The sequence below is a fragment of the Stanieria cyanosphaera PCC 7437 genome (assembly GCF_000317575.1).
GTDB lineage: Bacteria > Cyanobacteriota > Cyanobacteriia > Cyanobacteriales > Xenococcaceae > Stanieria > Stanieria cyanosphaera.
The window spans coordinates 4,643,906-4,660,658 of sequence record NC_019748.1 but is presented as its reverse complement, the minus strand read 5'-3'; the positions used below and the strand labels follow the sequence as shown (position 1 = coordinate 4,660,658).

Annotated in this window: 17 protein-coding genes; 7 read left to right on the top strand and 10 right to left on the bottom strand. The window is 34.4% G+C overall.

What is annotated here, in order from left to right; genetic code table 11:
* Positions 1-142: 142 nt before the first annotated feature.
* Positions 143-700 carry a hypothetical protein gene (locus tag STA7437_RS20425; RefSeq protein ID WP_015195287.1) on the top strand — a complete coding sequence of 186 codons (558 nt, stop codon included), beginning with the start codon at positions 143-145 and terminating at the stop codon, positions 698-700.
* A 206-nt stretch (positions 701-906) separates the two neighbouring features.
* Here STA7437_RS20425 and STA7437_RS20420 read toward each other — a convergent pair whose 3' ends face one another.
* The 4 genes from STA7437_RS20420 to STA7437_RS20405 all read right to left on the bottom strand — a co-directional run bounded on the left by STA7437_RS20420 (position 907) and on the right by STA7437_RS20405 (position 7,372).
* Positions 907-2,586, bottom strand: a complete 1,680-nt coding sequence (locus tag STA7437_RS20420; protein ID WP_041620242.1) for an ABC1 kinase family protein — start codon at positions 2,584-2,586, stop codon at positions 907-909.
* A 102-nt stretch (positions 2,587-2,688) separates the two neighbouring features.
* A complete protein-coding gene (locus STA7437_RS20415; RefSeq protein ID WP_015195285.1) occupies positions 2,689-4,680 on the bottom strand; it encodes a GAF domain-containing sensor histidine kinase in 1,992 nt (663 codons plus the stop codon).
* 329 nt (positions 4,681-5,009) lie between these two features.
* Positions 5,010-6,002: a thiamine-phosphate kinase gene (gene thiL / locus STA7437_RS20410; RefSeq protein ID WP_015195284.1), complete on the bottom strand. Its 993-nt coding sequence runs from the start codon at positions 6,000-6,002 to the stop codon at positions 5,010-5,012.
* A 236-nt stretch (positions 6,003-6,238) separates the two neighbouring features.
* Positions 6,239-7,372, bottom strand: a complete 1,134-nt coding sequence (locus STA7437_RS20405; RefSeq protein ID WP_015195283.1) for a peptidylprolyl isomerase — start codon at positions 7,370-7,372, stop codon at positions 6,239-6,241.
* Between the two features lie 214 nt (positions 7,373-7,586).
* Here STA7437_RS20405 and efp point away from each other — a divergent pair, with 214 nt between their 5' ends.
* The 4 genes from efp (at position 7,587) to STA7437_RS20385 (ending at position 10,353) form a co-directional block, all read left to right on the top strand.
* Entirely contained in the window at positions 7,587-8,144 is a 558-nt protein-coding gene (gene efp, locus STA7437_RS20400; RefSeq protein ID WP_015195282.1) for an elongation factor P, read from the top strand.
* Positions 8,145-8,260: 116 nt separating this feature from the next.
* Positions 8,261-8,749, top strand: coding sequence for an acetyl-CoA carboxylase biotin carboxyl carrier protein (accB, locus tag STA7437_RS20395; protein WP_015195281.1), 489 nt, complete (start codon positions 8,261-8,263; stop codon positions 8,747-8,749).
* 10 nt (positions 8,750-8,759) lie between these two features.
* The gene (locus STA7437_RS20390) at positions 8,760-9,623 is read left to right on the top strand and encodes an LmeA family phospholipid-binding protein (protein ID WP_015195280.1); all 864 of its coding nucleotides are present in this window, start codon (positions 8,760-8,762) and stop codon (positions 9,621-9,623) included.
* A gap of 97 nt (positions 9,624-9,720) precedes the next feature.
* Positions 9,721-10,353 (top strand): GerMN domain-containing protein, encoded by a 633-nt coding sequence (locus STA7437_RS20385; protein ID WP_015195279.1) that lies wholly within the window; start codon positions 9,721-9,723, stop codon positions 10,351-10,353.
* Positions 10,354-10,401: 48 nt separating this feature from the next.
* On the opposite strand, the gene STA7437_RS20380 is transcribed toward STA7437_RS20385, so the two are convergent.
* The 4 genes from STA7437_RS20380 to STA7437_RS20365 form a co-directional block, all read right to left on the bottom strand.
* Complete coding sequence (locus STA7437_RS20380) at positions 10,402-11,229, bottom strand: SDR family oxidoreductase (protein ID WP_015195278.1); 828 nt, start codon at positions 11,227-11,229, stop codon at positions 10,402-10,404.
* Between the two features lie 92 nt (positions 11,230-11,321).
* Positions 11,322-12,218 carry an AEC family transporter gene (locus tag STA7437_RS20375; RefSeq protein WP_015195277.1) on the bottom strand — a complete coding sequence of 299 codons (897 nt, stop codon included), beginning with the start codon at positions 12,216-12,218 and terminating at the stop codon, positions 11,322-11,324.
* A 57-nt stretch (positions 12,219-12,275) separates the two neighbouring features.
* Entirely contained in the window at positions 12,276-12,581 is a 306-nt protein-coding gene (locus tag STA7437_RS20370) for a putative quinol monooxygenase (protein ID WP_015195276.1), read from the bottom strand.
* A 176-nt stretch (positions 12,582-12,757) separates the two neighbouring features.
* Positions 12,758-13,378 carry a vWA domain-containing protein gene (locus STA7437_RS20365; protein WP_015195275.1) on the bottom strand — a complete coding sequence of 207 codons (621 nt, stop codon included), beginning with the start codon at positions 13,376-13,378 and terminating at the stop codon, positions 12,758-12,760.
* A gap of 252 nt (positions 13,379-13,630) precedes the next feature.
* On the opposite strand from STA7437_RS20365, the gene STA7437_RS20360 reads away from it, so the two are divergent.
* Both STA7437_RS20360 and STA7437_RS20355 read left to right on the top strand, forming a co-directional pair.
* On the top strand, positions 13,631-13,951 hold the full coding sequence (locus tag STA7437_RS20360) for a hypothetical protein (protein ID WP_015195274.1): 321 nt from the start codon (positions 13,631-13,633) through the stop codon (positions 13,949-13,951).
* A 310-nt stretch (positions 13,952-14,261) separates the two neighbouring features.
* The gene (locus STA7437_RS20355) at positions 14,262-15,089 is read left to right on the top strand and encodes a beta/alpha barrel domain-containing protein (RefSeq protein WP_015195273.1); all 828 of its coding nucleotides are present in this window, start codon (positions 14,262-14,264) and stop codon (positions 15,087-15,089) included.
* 80 nt (positions 15,090-15,169) lie between these two features.
* On the opposite strand, the gene STA7437_RS20350 is transcribed toward STA7437_RS20355, so the two are convergent.
* Positions 15,170-15,958, bottom strand: a complete 789-nt coding sequence (locus tag STA7437_RS20350; protein ID WP_015195272.1) for an ABC transporter permease — start codon at positions 15,956-15,958, stop codon at positions 15,170-15,172.
* 21 nt (positions 15,959-15,979) lie between these two features.
* Entirely contained in the window at positions 15,980-16,729 is a 750-nt protein-coding gene (locus STA7437_RS20345; protein WP_015195271.1) for a class I SAM-dependent methyltransferase, read from the bottom strand.
* Positions 16,730-16,753: the final 24 nt, after the last annotated feature.

Sequence of the window (16,753 nt, the reverse complement as noted above, 5' to 3'; positions counted from 1 at the left end):
GAGATATCTAAATAATATCATTCATGAATGCATATCTCGAATTGGATGCGATCCAGATCGCACAACTAGTTCCTAGTCAAAAGTTAGATTAGATTTATCAAATTATTCTTATTAATGTAAAAAACTAGAAAAAATAAAAAATATGGATGAGAAACTATTGCCACCATCACAGTTATTTTACCTCAAACATTTATTGGATAAATATAAATGGCAATCTCTTTTAGATGTAGATTCTTTTGAAGATGAAAATAAAAATTATCCAAAAGAATTTTATTTATCTTGTTTATGGGATGTTTTCAAAACATTAAACGATTATTATAAAGGTAAATTTGGATTTTTATTTAATTGCTTGCTTCCTGAAGGGTTAACATCAAAGTATTATATTTTACATATTTTAACTGAAAAAGAAAAAGATCAATATTTTAGATTAAAGTTTATTGAAAGCGAAAACAAAGCCATTGACTTTATGAAACAGATAGAGGAAAAAGCAAGTAAATATGATTGTGAAGATTTAGAATTATTCAGTACTCATTCATTTGAAGAAAATTTGGAAAATCTAGCTACAAAAGTTAGAAAAGCTGTATTCGGTTTAACTGAAGCAGAAATTGAAGAACAGAATGAAATTATGGAGCAGGAGGAATATGAGCAACTTGTAAAATTTTCTCTTTCACTTGCACATGACTATGATGATAACCCTTAGTCTAAAGCAAAAATATTCAATTATAATCACCATTTTATATTGAACAAATCGTTGAAAATGTTTGTTACAAGTTATCATACCAAATTTTATTTACATAACCTACAAACAATAATTGTACAACCCTTGCTGTTTTTCAGTCATGGGCATTAATAAATGTGTAATTTGGTAATCGGATTTTCTATCAATTATCAACTAGAAATTAACAATTATTTTTGAATAATTTTATCTACTTTTTCTTGAAAAGCTAAATTAATTAAAGATTTTAATAATAATAAAAACCACAAACCTGACAAACCAAACAAAATTAAAGCAACTTGTTTATAAGTACCAACCAACAAAATTGCTGCTGCAATTAAAGTGAAACCTGCTAAACAAGTATAAATTAAACTTTTAATTCCTAACTGAATTTTTTTTAAAGCACGCTCGCTTTCTAAAGAACGAACACGGACTTGCAATTCTCCTAATTCTAAACGAGATTCCAAACGATTAATTGATAACTCAGTACGACTTGGTTGATTTAATTTATATTGAATAAAATTCTTAGTTTGCTTAGCTAAAGTTCCTAATAAATTTCCCTGTTGTTGAGTAAAAGCAATATTTTTGAGAAAAGGTTGTGCTGCTGCTAAAAGATTATATTGAGGATCGAGAGCGCGAGCGATCCCATCCAAAGTAGTTAAAGATTTGATAATAAAAGTCATTTGTGGTGGTAAACGAAATGGCTGCTGTTCAAACATTAAATAAATTTCACCACTTAACTGTTCAAATGCTCTTACATCAATTGGTTTATCTCGAAATTCTTCTAATAAAAAATTAACCATTCTTTTTATTGGAGTCATGTCTGCAACTGGTTCAATTAACCCCATATAAATTAAAGTTTGAATTACTTCATCAGTATCCTTTTTTAAAACAGCAAAAAAAGTTTTTACCATTTGATCTTGTGCGATCGCTTTAACTTCTGCCATCGTGCCAAAATCATAAAAAATAATTTCTCCCCTGCGACTTACTGCCATATTTCCTGGATGGGGATCCGATTGAAAAAAGCCATCTTCTAATAGTTGTTTAAGATAACAAGTAATACCTAATTGAATTACGTCTTTTGTATTTATTTGACTTGCTTCTAAAGTAGGGCGATCGTCTATTTTGATTCCTGGAACATATTCAAGAGTTAAAACTTTTTTAGTTGTATATTCCCAATAAACTTGAGGTACTAAAACACGATTATAAGTTCTAAAATTTTCTCGAAAGCGGTCGGCATTTTTTCCTTCGTGAATATAATCTATTTCTTGGTATAAAAGCTCAAAAAACTCTTGATAAATTGCTTCCAAATTATACTTTCTTAGCTTAGGCAAAAATCGATTACCCAATCTAACTAAACGATGTAAAAGTTCAAAATCAAGATTAAATAATGCTTCTAAACCAGGACGTTGAATTTTAACAACGACATCTTCGCCTGTATGCAATCTTGCTTTATGTACTTGTCCTAAAGAAGCAGCAGCCAAAGGAATTGATTCAAAATCCCTAAATAAAGTATATAAAGGTTTCCCTAATTCTGCTTCAATTACTGCTACTGCTAACTCTGAACTAAAAGGCGGAACTCGGTCTTGTAATAAACTTAATTCCTGCACATATTCTAAAGGAATCAGATCAGCACGAGTTGATAAAGCCTGTCCAATTTTAATAAAAGTTGGCCCTAAAATCAGCAATTTTTTAACCAACCATTTCGCTCTTCGATGTCTTTGTCGACTAGAATTATTTCCAGTTAATCGATCTTGCCACAAAAACAAAAGTAATCTGATAGCAACCTGAAAGATCATTAACTGGCGAGTAAATGGTGAATAGCGATAATTAGCCTTAGATGACTGAGGCAGGTTGGTCTTTTTAAGCATGATTTTGCCCTGCTGATTCATAAAAATTCGCTATTCTTATGCTCACTTTTAAGGTAATTAATATTTAACAAGTATAAAGTATAGCTTTAATAACTAAAGCCATTAAACTATTTGCAACTGAGGTAATTTAATCGTAAAAGTAGTTAAAAACACGGTAGAATGCTCCACTGGTTCACTAGTAACCTCAATTGAGCCGTTGAGATGCTCGACTAAATATTTTACCAAAGCCAAACCTAAACCAGTACCAGGTACGGCACGATTCGTAACTCCTTTGCCTCGACGAAACTTATCAAAAATATGAGGTAATTCTTCTGGTGTAATACCAGCACCACGATTGACAATTACAATAGTCATGGTTTGTCCTTGCAAAGTCGGATGACATTCTGCTTGCAAATCGATAGTAGTATCTGGATCAGAATATTTACCAGCGTTTAATAGTAATTCCGTTAAAATATGCTGTAAACTTTCAGAATCAGTATAAAATTTAAGTTCTGAGTCAGACAAATTAGTTTTGAGGGTTAATCCTTTATCAAACTGCCATTTTTTAGTAAAAGCTTCAGCCAATTCACCAATAATTTGGTTTAAATTTAATTCTTGAGGATGGAAACTAAATTCGCCTGATTCTACTTGTTGTAGAGTTAACAAATCTTTAATTAAGTTATATTCCCGATGCCATTCCTGTTCAAGAATATTTAAATATTTTTCTCGCAGTTCTTCAGATAATTGAGGTTGACGTAACATCTTAATGGCAATCTTCATGCTTGTTAAAGGAGTTTTTAACTCATGACTCATGCTACTAAGAAAATCATCTTTAAGCTCGTTTAATTGCCGTAATTGGTCAATTTGCTGGCGCATTTTTTCGGATAATTTCGCTTGAACATCCAAACTCCATTTCAGTTGAGCCGTTCTTTCTTCAACAATTGACTGTACTTGAGTTAAGGTTTGTTGATGAATCAAAGAAGTGCTAATTTGAATAGCAATCCAGTTAATTAAATCTAATTCATCGCTCAACCACAATCTGGGTTGATTTTGTTGTAATACTAAAAATCCTAAGACTAAAGAAGATTGAGATTCGCTAGTTACACTTCCCATTAGAGGCATAATTAACAAGGAAGACGAATTCTCGGCTCTAAAAAATTCGGGTAAATTAGGGTCGCTAAAATCTGGAAAAACGGCATGATCCGAAATTGCTAATGGTTGAGGTGCTTGTTGAATTGCTCGTTCAAGCCAAGCAGAATCAGTTAAGTTAAAAGAATAATTAAGCTTATGGCGATCGCTTGATGGTTGTTGCAACCAATGATAATTCAATTGTACGGTAGCTTTAAGTCGATGACGGTTTTTTTGTGCCAAGAGTGGGTCTTTGTATTTAAGCATGAAAATTAGACCACGATCTACCCCAAGAGCTTTGCCAATTTCTGCCAAAGTTAAATTCAGCAAAGAATTTAAATCTGATATTTGACTCATTTCTCTGCTGAGGTGGTTGAGGAGAGTTTGATATCTAGTTTTCAGTTGTGCTTGTTGTTGTAGTTGAATTTGAGAAAAAGCAATTACCACGGATTCTGAAACTGATTGCAATAATAAGTGTTCGGAACTATTCCATTGATAGGGCTGAGATTTAAATAGTAAAATTGCTCCCTTGACGCGGTCGTTAATAACCATGCCTAATAAAGCTTGAATGGGAAACTTTTCTCGCTCTTCAATTGTTAACCAACTGAGAGATTCTTTACTTAAATCTGCGCTCGCAAAAGACTTCTTTAAACTGTCTTTGAATAGATGGAGTCCACAGCTAGATAAAGGGTTGTGTGTACAAGAAACTTCCATGCCTTGATCACGATCAGAATCTCGATGCTCAAACTGCTGATAAAAATCTAATATTGCTTGGCAATCAAGCGTGAAATTTTGTCCAGACCAAATACCTATTTGACTGTTATTAGCCGAAGTACTAGGGGTGTAAATGACAGCACAACCATCAACCTGAAAAAAGTTACCTATCTGACCGGCTATATGAGACAAGATAGTTTGGGAATTGGAGTCAGTCAAGATGACCTGAATTATTTGTTCTTTAATCTGATATGATTCTGCTAAATGTGGCATAGTATCAGCTAAATATTCCTGCTCCTAAATCAGGTGAGGGGTCTTCCCCAGCTTATCAACGCTAAGGTTGTTATCCCAGACGGGGCGCGGAGCGCACTCCGTCAAGGTTGTCAAGTAGATGAAGAAGATTCAAAAAATTGAATAGACCATTTTAACGTTTGTCTAAATTGATCACTTCCTCACAATTCAAAGTTTGTTGGCTTTAGACTTAAGCTATTCAACAAACTCGCTTAACTGCTCCTTACAGACCTAGCATTCCCATTTTGAGCTTATTTCTACCAGCGCAATGCTAGTAATTTTTGGATTTCATTTGAATTAAACATTAAAATTCAAAAGTGTTGGAATCCTTTAGCTAAAGTTAATACTTGGGAAAAATTTGACTTGTTACTATCTGTCAAAACTACTTGTTCTTCAGCAGTAATTTGTCCAATAATAGCTGCACCTGTATTTAACTGGTTAATTAAAGCTTGAGCAAATTGAAAAGGCAAACAAAGAACTAGCTCAAAATCTTCTCCGCCATACAAGATCCACTCCCAAACTTGCTTTGAGTCAACTAGTTTAAACAAACTAGGCTGTAGTAAAATTGTATTTGCTTCTATGATGGCACCAACTTTACTGGAACGACAAATTTGTACAATAGCATCGGCTAAACCATCACTACTATCCATTCCTGCGATCTCTATTGAGGAACAATCAATTTTTTGTAGCTTGGAAATTACGTCTAATCTGGGTTGAGGTTTTTGATGAGCTTGAATTAAAAATTCTTTTTCTTGGCGGTCAAGGTTTTTACCTAAAGTAGGATTGAGTAACAATTCTAAACCAGCCCGTGAAAGCCCATGATAGCCAGTAATTACGACTGCATCACCGACTTGAGCATTGCTACGACGAATGATTTTATCTGGGGTGACTTCCCCTAAAGCAGTAATACTAACCGTAGTGACAGAAGAACGACAAAGATCTCCTCCGACAATTGGAGTATTAAATTGCTGTAAACATTCAAATAAACCCTGATAAAGTTCTTCTACCCAAGCGATAGTAACTTCTCCAGGTAAAGCTAAACCAACTGTAATTCCTAAAGGACTAGCTCCCATCGCTGCCAAATCTGAAAGATTAGCTGCTGCTGCACGCCAACCCACATCAAAAGCAGTGGTAGTGCGATCGCAAAAATGAATTTGATCAACTAAGACATCTGTTGTCACCACTAATTGGTGTTTAGGTTGAAGAGCTAGTATTGCCCCATCATCACCAACAATCTCAGCGTCACAAAAAAGCTGTAGTTTGGCGAGTAATCCTTGTTCACCAATATCTTTAACTAACTGCATTTTTAGAGAAAAAAAAGAAGGTTGGAGATATAAGGTAGGGCTATTTTAGTCAAAAATAGAAGTGAAGGGTCTGGAGAAACCTACTATTATTGTTTGTAAATTCTCCTATTGCACCTTCACCATTCACAGATAGATTCGCTGCGCTAGGCTTGTTGTTGCTTCTGTCGCACCCGAAGCTTCCCTTCACCTCTGCTAGTCAAACCCAACCATCCCCTTATGATCGACGGAAGTTATTGCTAGCCAGCCTTGGGTTGAACTAAATTATCCAAACCATCGATCACCTTAGCTGAAATAATTTTATCGTCCGCAGTTAACTCTTCTAACACCTCTTTTCCTTTAACTACATAACCAAAGACAGAATAACGTCCATCCATCAAGTTATAACCAGGAGGAGTTAATTCGGTATCAAACTTGAAGAAAAAGAATTGAGAAGAACCACCATTAGGATCATTGGCTGGACGAGCTAAAGCTACTGCACCATAAGCATTAAATGGCAGTACAGGTTGGTCTAAATAACGACCAAGTTCTTCTAAAGTAACGCCATATACTGGTTCAGGATCATTTTTAACCAAGACTTCTAAAGGAATTGCTCGATATTGATTAGTTTTAGGATCGATAAAACCTTCCTCTTCGCCTGGAGGATCTCCTGCTTGTAAGACATAAAAATCTTCAGCACGGATAAAATTCAAACCGTCATAAAAACCTCTTTGTACCAAATCGACGAAATTTCCACCATTGATCGGCGCACTATAACCGTCAACTACAATAGTTAAATCTCCCTTGGTAGTGGTTATTTCTACGGTAGCTCGACCAAGCAACTGAGGTAAGTTCGTATATTCTTCTGGTATGGCAAAAGGAAATCCCGTTACCATCAAAGCTTCTAATTGTCCGATTTGGTTGAGTATTTCCGCTCTAGTTTCGGAAATGGCATTTTTATCCTTGGCTTCTAATTCTGATTCAAGTTTGCTGATGCCTGTATTAATCTGTTCTAGTAAAGCAGAGGCTTGCGATTGACGTTCTTCCGGAATACTCGCTAATAATTGTTCGCGACGATAATTTAAAAGATTTTTAGCATCTTTGACATCCCGACTAATTGTTCCCCAGCGTTTACCACGTAATTGATTAGAAATGTCTTCTAGATCTGCTTGGATTTTTCTGACAGTATCGTTATCAATTGGAAGAGCATATCTGAGAATCGCTAATGGATCAGTAATGGCATCCCCTTGTGCCAACATACTTTTACGACTACCAGCTAAAGCATCACTCTGATGATTCACCAAACTGCTACTCAAAAACATTAGCAGAGCTAAAATAGCAGCAGTAGTTGTTTTGAGTAAAAGTTGATACCAACTTTTTGTTTTAGTTTTCATAAATTTATTAATTGCTCTTACTCACACAGAAGAAAGCATACTAAGGTGTATGTTCTTAGTTCTTAATTACTCTTGTCAACATTTCTTTACTATTAACTTCAAACCTAAGAGTAACTAAGCATAAATATTTTTATTATTGTTACTAAATTAAGAGAGACCCACTCATCAGGTAGAATGGAATTTTGATCTTTCTAGACTGGGTATTAAGAGCTGCATGATTTCTAGTAATGATTTTCGCACTGGCGTAAGCATCGAGTTAGATGGTTCTGTCTGGCGAGTAGTAGAGTTTCTTCATGTTAAACCAGGTAAAGGTTCTGCATTTGTAAGAACTAAGTTAAAAAATGTTCAAACAGGGAGTGTTGTTGAACGGACATTTCGGGCGGGGGAAACTGTTCCTCAAGCTAATTTAGAAAAAAGAACGATGCAACATACCTATAAAGAAGGAGATGATCTTGTCTTTATGGACATGGAAACTTACGAAGAAGCTCGGCTAACTCCGGCTCAAATTGGCGATCGCGTCCAGTACATTAAAGAAGAAATGGAAGTTAATGTGCTGTTTTGGAACGGGCAAGTTATGGAAGTTGATTTACCTACTTCGGTAGTTTTAGAAGTAGTTGATACCGATCCTGGCGTAAAGGGAGATACTGCGACAGGAGGCTCGAAACCCGCTATAGTTGAAACCGGAGCGCAAGTAATGGTACCACTATTTATTTCCATTGGCGAAAGAATTAAAGTCGATACTCGCGATGGCTCTTATTTAGGAAGGGAATAACTCTATTTTTTTTGGAGTTATCTTCTTGGTTATCAACTCTTAATTATGGTTGCTGGGGCTAAAATATAATTGCTCCGAAACCTAACCAGTCGCTAGAAATTTAGGTTGTATAGTTTGTGTCTATAAATTTTCAAGAACTTAGAGAGTTATTATCAGCGATCGCTCAAACTGATATTGCAGAGTTAACCTTAAAAAGTGACGAGTTTGAATTGATGGTACGCAAGGGGACAAATATTGCCCCTACAGCAACTACAATAGTAACTCCTGGGGTAACGGAAGTTGTTCCGCCTCCTGTTCCTTCTAAATCTGTAGTTTTATCAAATTCTACTCCAGAAACTTCTCCAGCACCTGCAATAGATAAAAAATGGGTAGAAATTACTTCTCCTATGGTAGGAACTTTTTATCGCGCTCCTGCACCAGATGAATCACCTTTTGTCGATACAGGAGATAGAATTAGTAAAGGCCAGACAGTTTGTATCATAGAAGCAATGAAGCTGATGAATGAAATTGAAGCTGAAGTTTCTGGACAAGTGATGGAAATCTTGGTACAAAATGGTGAACCAGTAGAATACGGACAAACTTTAATGTGGGTTAATCCCGATTAAATTTTTACTAATGGAACTTTTAACCATTCTGCTTGCAGGATTTTTTTCGATTTTAGTTCCTGGAGGTTGGGCGATTGAACGTCTTGCCAGTAATAATTTGAGTGCTAATTTGACCAAGGTAGAAGAGTTAGCAATTAGAATTGAAAATTCTCCCAGTTATCAACTAGTGTTTGGTAAGTTGGGAGGAATTAAACTGGCGAGTCGGGGTGTAGAAGTCCAACCAGGATTAAGAATTGATACCTTAGAATTGGAAACAGACTCAATCGATGTCAAGCTACAAGATTTATCAAAAGGTAATTTAGAACAACTGCGAACTTCTTTAAATCAACCTCTACAAGGAGGAGTACGCATAATTTTAACTGAAGCAGACCTCAATCGAGCTTTGCAGTCACCAGCAATACAAAATCAACTGCAAGAAGCTTTAAATCGTTTGATAGCTCGTAAAGCAGGCTCTTCTATTAGTTATCAGTTAATCAATCCTCGTCTAGAATTACAAGACGGCAATCGTTTGAGTTTGGCTGTTAGTTTATGTCGTTCTTTTGCTCATCAAAATCGGGTTCAAAGTTGTTCAACAGATGATGAGGAAAGCAAATCAGAATTAAATCTTAAGCTGGAGTGGGGGATAAAAACCGTAGCAGGAAGAAAAATAGAGTTAGTTGAGCCGATTGGTATCGTAAATGGTCGTCCAATGTCGGCTAGACTGTTAACGGGATTTGCTCAAGGAATAAGCGATCGCTTAGATTTAAATACTTTGGAGGAAAACGGGATTTTTGCTCGACTTTTACAATTAGAAATAGATCAACAGCAAATTGCACTAGCAGGTTTTGTCAGAATGGAAACTTTTGACTCAAATTTAGTAAACTCGATTAAATAACAGTTGAGTTAGTGCAACTTTATTATCTATATTTCGACTACATTATCTATAATTTCGACTACTAATCAGCAGCTTTTTCTCAATTAGGAAAACTACTATGCATAATCAGAAACAAAGTCGTCGTTTTTCTCTTCCCCTAGTAGCTGGCATCGCAGGTATTATTTTAGCCCTTGGCGGAGGTACAGCTTGGTTGGCAAAATATGCTATGGAGCAGAGTAACCAATCTTCAGTTCCTCCTGTTGCTAATGATCCTCCTGTTACTGAAGTTCAACCTCCTGTTACTTCTGAACCAGTCAAGCAAGAAAAACAAGTAGAAATTTGTTGGCTCAATCCTACCGAAAATAAAATTGAATTGGTTACTACTACCTTGACTTTTGAAAAGTCGGTACAACCAAATCAGGTATTGGAAACTGCTTTTAAAAATTTGCTGTCAGGACCTGATAGTGAGAAGTATACTACCACTATTCCTAAAGAAACCAAATTACTTGGATTGCAAACCAAACCCGATGGCGTTCGGATTAATCTTTCTCAAGAGTTTACTTCTGGTGGCGGTAGTGCTGCTATGAGCGGTAGATTAGCTCAAGTAATCTATACTGCGACAAGTTTAAATCCGGACGCAAAGGTATGGATTGAAGTAGAAGGAAAACCTTTAGAGACTTTGGGTGGCGAAGGATTAATTATTAATCAACCGATAACTAGAAAAGATTTTGAAACTAACTTTAGTTTATAAAATATTTTAGTGAGGAAAGAAGACATCACCAATTGTAGTTAATTTATTTCACTTAGCAGATTGATTAACTTGCTCAACAATGCGATCAAAATACCAATTTAATAAAGGCGCAATTAAACTATGAAAGCGATTTAAGATATTTATTTCTAATCCTGGTGCGATCGCAAATTGATGGTGATTAATTCCTTTAATAATTTCTTGAGCAATAGCTTCTGGTTGCCAAATTTGAGCAGTTTTGGTAATCTTTTTGGTAGCTTCGGGTTTGGTTTGGTTTTCGGCTGCCAGTTGTGGAGTATCGGTATCGGGAGGATAAACAATCGATACTGCAATATTTTTCGGTTTTAACTCGCCTCTGAGGGCTTCAGCTAATCCTCTCAGGGCAAATTTACTTGGAGAGTAAGGAGTATAACCATATAAACCAATTAAACCAGCACCAGAAGAAATTAGGACGATGTGACCTTTTCCTTGCTTTTCCATTGCAGGAATTACGGCTTTGATAGTATATAATGAGCCAAAATAATTAACTGCCATAGTTTTTTCAAAGATTTCGAGCGGAATTTCGGTAAAATAACCAGGATGGGCTATCCCTGCTGAAGTAATTAAGAGATCGGGATTACCTAAATGAGCGATCGCTTGTTGAATTGCAGTTTCATTTTCTATGCGATCGCTAACGTCGGCAGCAAAGGTTAAAACTTGTTGTTGAGAGTTAATAGTTGAGGCTTGAATTTCTTGTTGTGCTTGAGATAATTTGTAGGGTTCGCGAGCAATAATAGAAATATTAGCACCTAGTTGAGCTAGAAGTTTGGCTGTAGCTTTACCAATTCCACTAGAACCTCCAGTAATAATAGCGTGTTGCTCTTGAAAATTTGGTTTCATTTATTTTTAAATAATGAGAGATAAAATACCAAAAATATCTTGGTTTTTGTTGATTGGGGTTTAAATAATTAATAAATTAGTTTTAATTTTAATTAAATATAAATTGACAATAACCATAGTACTAAAGGAAGAGTTACAAAACTCATCACAGTAGAAGTCACAATCGAGCGAGCAACAAAATTGGCATCACCACCAAATTCAGTGACTAAAACTAAAGAATTAACTGCGGTAGGCATCGCACTTTGTAAGACTAAAATTTGCAAATTTAAACTTTCTAAATGAAGATTTAAACCAATAAAATAAGCAATCAAAGGAGCAACCAATAAACGTAACATTGCAGCAAAAATTTCTTTAATTCTTAGTTCAAATTGAGTATGAGACAATTGCATTCCCAATAAAACTAAAGCTACAGGAATTGCAGCTTGTCCTAATTCTTGAATAGCCAAATCAATTTGAAAAGGAAATTTAAACGATAATAAACGTAAACCAACTGCTGCTAAAATTGACCAAAACAAAGGAAGTTTTAAAATCAAACGAGTACTATAATCAAGTCCCTTGCCTTTAAGAATAGCAGGACCAAAACAAAACATTAGAATGCTTGAACCAATCATATAAAGCACCGCTCGTTCTAATCCTGCTGCGCCAAAAGCAAAATTAGCGACAGGAAGACCGATGTTGCCATTGTTAGAAAAAATTGTCGTAGCAATTAAACCTTTTTGTAAAGAAGGTGTAAGTTTCCCAATTTTGTTAATTACCCAAACTAATAAATAAGTTGTACAAGAAGTTAAAGCAAAAGCAATTAATAAATCTTGAGTACTTTTAAGTGAAAGAGTAGTTCGGTATAAACTGTCAAAAACTAAGGCTGGAGATAAAACATATAAAGTTATTTTGGAAACGGTTTGATTATCTAATGGTAAAGTGCGACCAGCAATAAAACCAATTAAAATAATTAAGCTAACAGGAAGAACCGCAGGAAGAAGAGGAAGCATTGGTAAGTTTACAGTTAGCAGTAAAAACGCAACATATCGCGTCTGTACAATTATCAATTAAGAATCACAACTAATGTGTTCGTAACGACGAATATCAGGTTTTTGAGCGACTAAACCATTAATTTTGTTAATAGCTTTCTGAAGATGAGGACTAGTAAGATGAGTTTCTAAAGCTGCTGTTGAAGTCCATTCTTCCACAAAAGTAAAGTCTGTCGGATCGCAAGTATTCTGCAATAAATCGTATTGAATACATCCAACTTCAGCGCGAGTCGGTTCAATTAGTTCCATTAAAACTGCTTTCAGTTGTTCTATTTTGTCAGGAAGAGCAATAACACGAGCAACTACTCGTACAGATTGAGACATATTGATCATTTAAAATATCTTAATATTTACTATGAAAGAAAAGCGATCGCGCTTGAGCAAAGCTTAGATAGTTTTAATAAACAAGACAGAAACAATGATTAATTAAATCTTAAAATAATGCCAAAGGTTCAACTTGATGTCTTGTCAAACAACAGCACAGCGATCGCTTTTTAAACTTAGTCGTGAATAGCGTTTAATAACACTTCTGCTAAAGTCATATCTTCCATATCATCTATCGTGATTGTATCGACAATATCAAACTTGGCACCAGCAGATTCTAGTTGATCATCTAAAGCTTTAAGAAATTGAGTTGCTTTACGATCTTTCCCTACCTGAATTAAAGAAATACCTAATTCTTCATCACGCTCAATTTGACGAGAAGCTTCGATAATAACTCTCATGACAGCTTTATAATCATCAGGTTCGCCGTCAGTAATAACTAAAATGGTTTCGCCATTGGGTTTAGCTTCTCCTGCTACTTTTCGTTTAAAATAGTTGTCTACTGCATCTTGAAGTACACTAGCTAAATCAGTACGTCCCATCGGTTCATTTTCTTGATAAATCTGAGTGACTTTATCAGAAGTTACATTATCGTATCGGCGATATCTACCAGAAAATAAATAGACAGTAATTCCATCTGGATCGATTTGTTCGCAAGTTCTAGCTAAAGCAAGAGTAGATTCTTGTGCTGCATCCCAGCGAGTTTTTCCTCCTGGTTGATCGTTAGTGGACATACTGCCACTTTTGTCAATAATTAACGTATAGTCACGTCCTTCTACCACTGAACTTGCCGTCATGTTACTCTTCCCTCATTGTAATTGATTGACAGGACATTCCTGAAGTATCCCGTTCTTTATACAGCCTATTACAATGAACAACAAAAGGCTAAAAAATCAAAAATTTTCTCAGAATTAAGAATTGAAACAAATTTTGACAGTTTAGGTAAATTGTAAATAGATGTTGCAACCCTTTGGAAAATATTTAAATATCATCTGATTAAACTTCCTAGCGTTAACCTAATCATAATAGGAGAATTATCAGAAACAATCATGGATAAAGATTTGCATAAATATCGGATGATCTGTACTCTGACTTTTGGCGATATCTACGGTCAGATTATTGTATGGTTGATTGTAATATTTATCAGCCTTGCTACTACTTTGGCATTGTGGAGTAGTACTAGACAAATTTACGCTTTAGCTACCGTAGGGATTATTTTAGTTTTATCTCTACCCTTTTTGTTATTTGCTTTTGTGACTACTTTATTTAATCACATTGAGTTTGCACCAATGGAAGAAGATGCATCTACCCGCACTAGTAATAGTATAAGTAGAACATCTAGTCAAAAACCTGCTCAAGCAGCCGGCTAATGATTAATAAAACTTTGTCAGATCAAAGTAGATAAGAAACAAAATATAGCTATCTTGGTTGAATAAGGGAGATTTGGTAATAGGTTTAAAATTTAAATTGTATTAATTACCAATCATACTTTATTCAGTTGAAAGTATAGCATTGCTACATCGGTTAGTAGTAAACGTTAAAATTGATAAGTTTATGTTGAGGGTTGATTGTTTATCTTGGATAGCAATCAACTTTTAATTATGATAGTTAACAATTATTTTGTTTAATTTATTATGATTAATCTAAAGTTAGTTAATTGAGATTTGATTACGATTTAAAATGAAATCTCCAATAATTCTTTTTGATACAACGATGAGAGATGGAGAATTAACTCCAGGTGTCATTATCAATCTTAAGCAAAAAATGCAACTAGCTCAACTATTAGAAGAGTTAAAAGTAGATATTATTGAAGTTGGTTATCCAGGCTTTTATAAAAAAGATTTTGATGAAGTCTTTGTTATCTCTCAAGTAATTACTAAGTCTATTGTTTGTGGATTAGCTGGTTCTAAAGTTAAAGAAATTGAAACTTTGGGTGAAGCTATTAAACCAGCATCTAGAGGAAGAATTAATATTTATACTAACGTTAATACTAAAATACAATCTAAATTTGACCAGCAACAAATTTTAGAGTTAATTCAAGATAGTATTACTTTAGCTCGAAACTATTGTGATGATATTCAATGGTCAGCTTTCGATGCAGTTAATGCTCAACTAGATTTTCTTTGTCAAGCAGTAGAATTAGCAATTAATAGTGGTGCAAAAACTATTTGTATTCCTGATAGTTTTGGAACTTTATCTTCTGAAGAATTTTATAATTTAATTTCTAAGATTGTCAATCAAGTTTCCAATATAGATCGAGCAATAATTTCAGTTCATTGTCACAATGATCTTGGTTTAGCCGTTGAAAATTCTATCGCTGCTTTAGCTACTGGTGCAAGACAAATTGAGTGTTCAATTAATGGATTAGGTGCGAGAAAAGGAAACGCAGATTTAGCAGAAATTATTAAGGCAGTTGAACAACAAAATAATTCTCAAATTAGTTGCGAAGAAAATTTAATTTCTCAAGCTTCTGATTTCGTTAATCGAATAACTCAAAAATTTTCATAAGTATTAAAGTGTTCTAGAATTTTTTTAAAGCGATCGCAAAATTTATATTTCGTTAATTATTAACAAAAAACCGTATTTAATTAAGCTCCCATTCCCGAATATTGTTTTAATCCTTTTCTCCATAACCAACGATTAGCAACAAAAAAGATTATTCCCCATCCTAAAACAATCATACTACTACGAACAAAATCTGTTGGTAATCCTACTAAAAGTGCTGCAGGAAAATGCATCAAATAAGGAAACGGAGTCCAATCAACAATAGTTCTCACCCCAGGAGGAAATACTTCTAAAGGTGCAATCATTCCTGATAAGAAAATATAAAATAAATACCAAAATTGTTGAATTGCACTAGCTCTTTCTGTCCAAAAAGCAAAGATGGCAAAAGTATATTGAATAATAAATCTTAAAGTGAACGCCATCACAATTGCCAGACTACATAAGAAAATATTTTTGAGACTTGGTATCCAAAAAGAATCGGGATAAAGCAGAAAAAATAAACCACAAAATAAAAACATGAAAGGAATTCGAGTTAATTTTTCAGCTAAATGTCTAGCAACATGATGCCAAACTGGATCGATTGGTTGTAGTAAATGAAAAGAAAGTTTTCCTTCAATTACTTCTCGCTCAAATTCCCAAATTACCCAAATTGTAGTAAATTGCCTAACTAAAAATATACTAAAAAAATAGCGAGCAAAATCAACAGAACTTAAACCAAAATTACCAGATTGGGAAGCTTGAATCCAAACTCCCATTAATATAATCGGTAACGAACCTGATAATGCCCACAAAAAAATCTCTGCTCGATACTCAAGCATATGAGCATAATAAGTAGATAATAATATTGTTGCTTTTTTAACAATCGATTTCATCTGATTTGAGTAAGTAATAATTTATTTTTTAGCTTTAACTCCACCAAATAAGGCTAGTTCAAAGATTTTAAAAAAACAATCCACCTCGATAAAACCAATTTCTCTTAACCAATTACATTGATTTTCTACACTAGCCAAAATATTAGCTTGTTTGTCAGGTCGATGATAATATTGTTGTGCTATTTCTTCTTTTGATTGAGTGGAATTTTGTTGTTGATGATAAGCGTAAAGATGCTCAATAAATAATTCATTAAAAGCTTCTTCTCCAAAGTTACTTTGAGAAATAACGTGTTCTAAATTTAAAAACACTCCGCCCGGTTTAAGAATATGATAAATTTCTTGATAAATTTGTTTTTTTCTTTCATCTGGCTGATGATGAATAGCAAAACCAGAAACAATCACATCGAAAGGAGATAATTGTTTTATTGCATCAGTCCAATGAGTTAATCCAAAGTCTTGTTTAATAAAAATACCATGATAAACTTTTGAATTTAGATTAGTTTTAGCCTCTTGTAGCATGGCTTCAGAAAAATCTAGTAATACTCCTGTAGCTTGAGGATATTGTTGCCAAATTGCTTGACTTAAAATACCATTTCCACAACCTAAATCTAAAAAATTACTAACTTTTATTTGAGTTAGATTAATAATTCTCAACAGACAATCAATTTGTTCTTTTGCTAAAGGAATCGCACTTCTGACTCCTGATAAATAAGTATGAGCTAAATCTTTATTTTGCCAAATTTGATAGTTTGATTGAGCTTGAAAATTCATTGTTTAATTTAATATTTGATTATT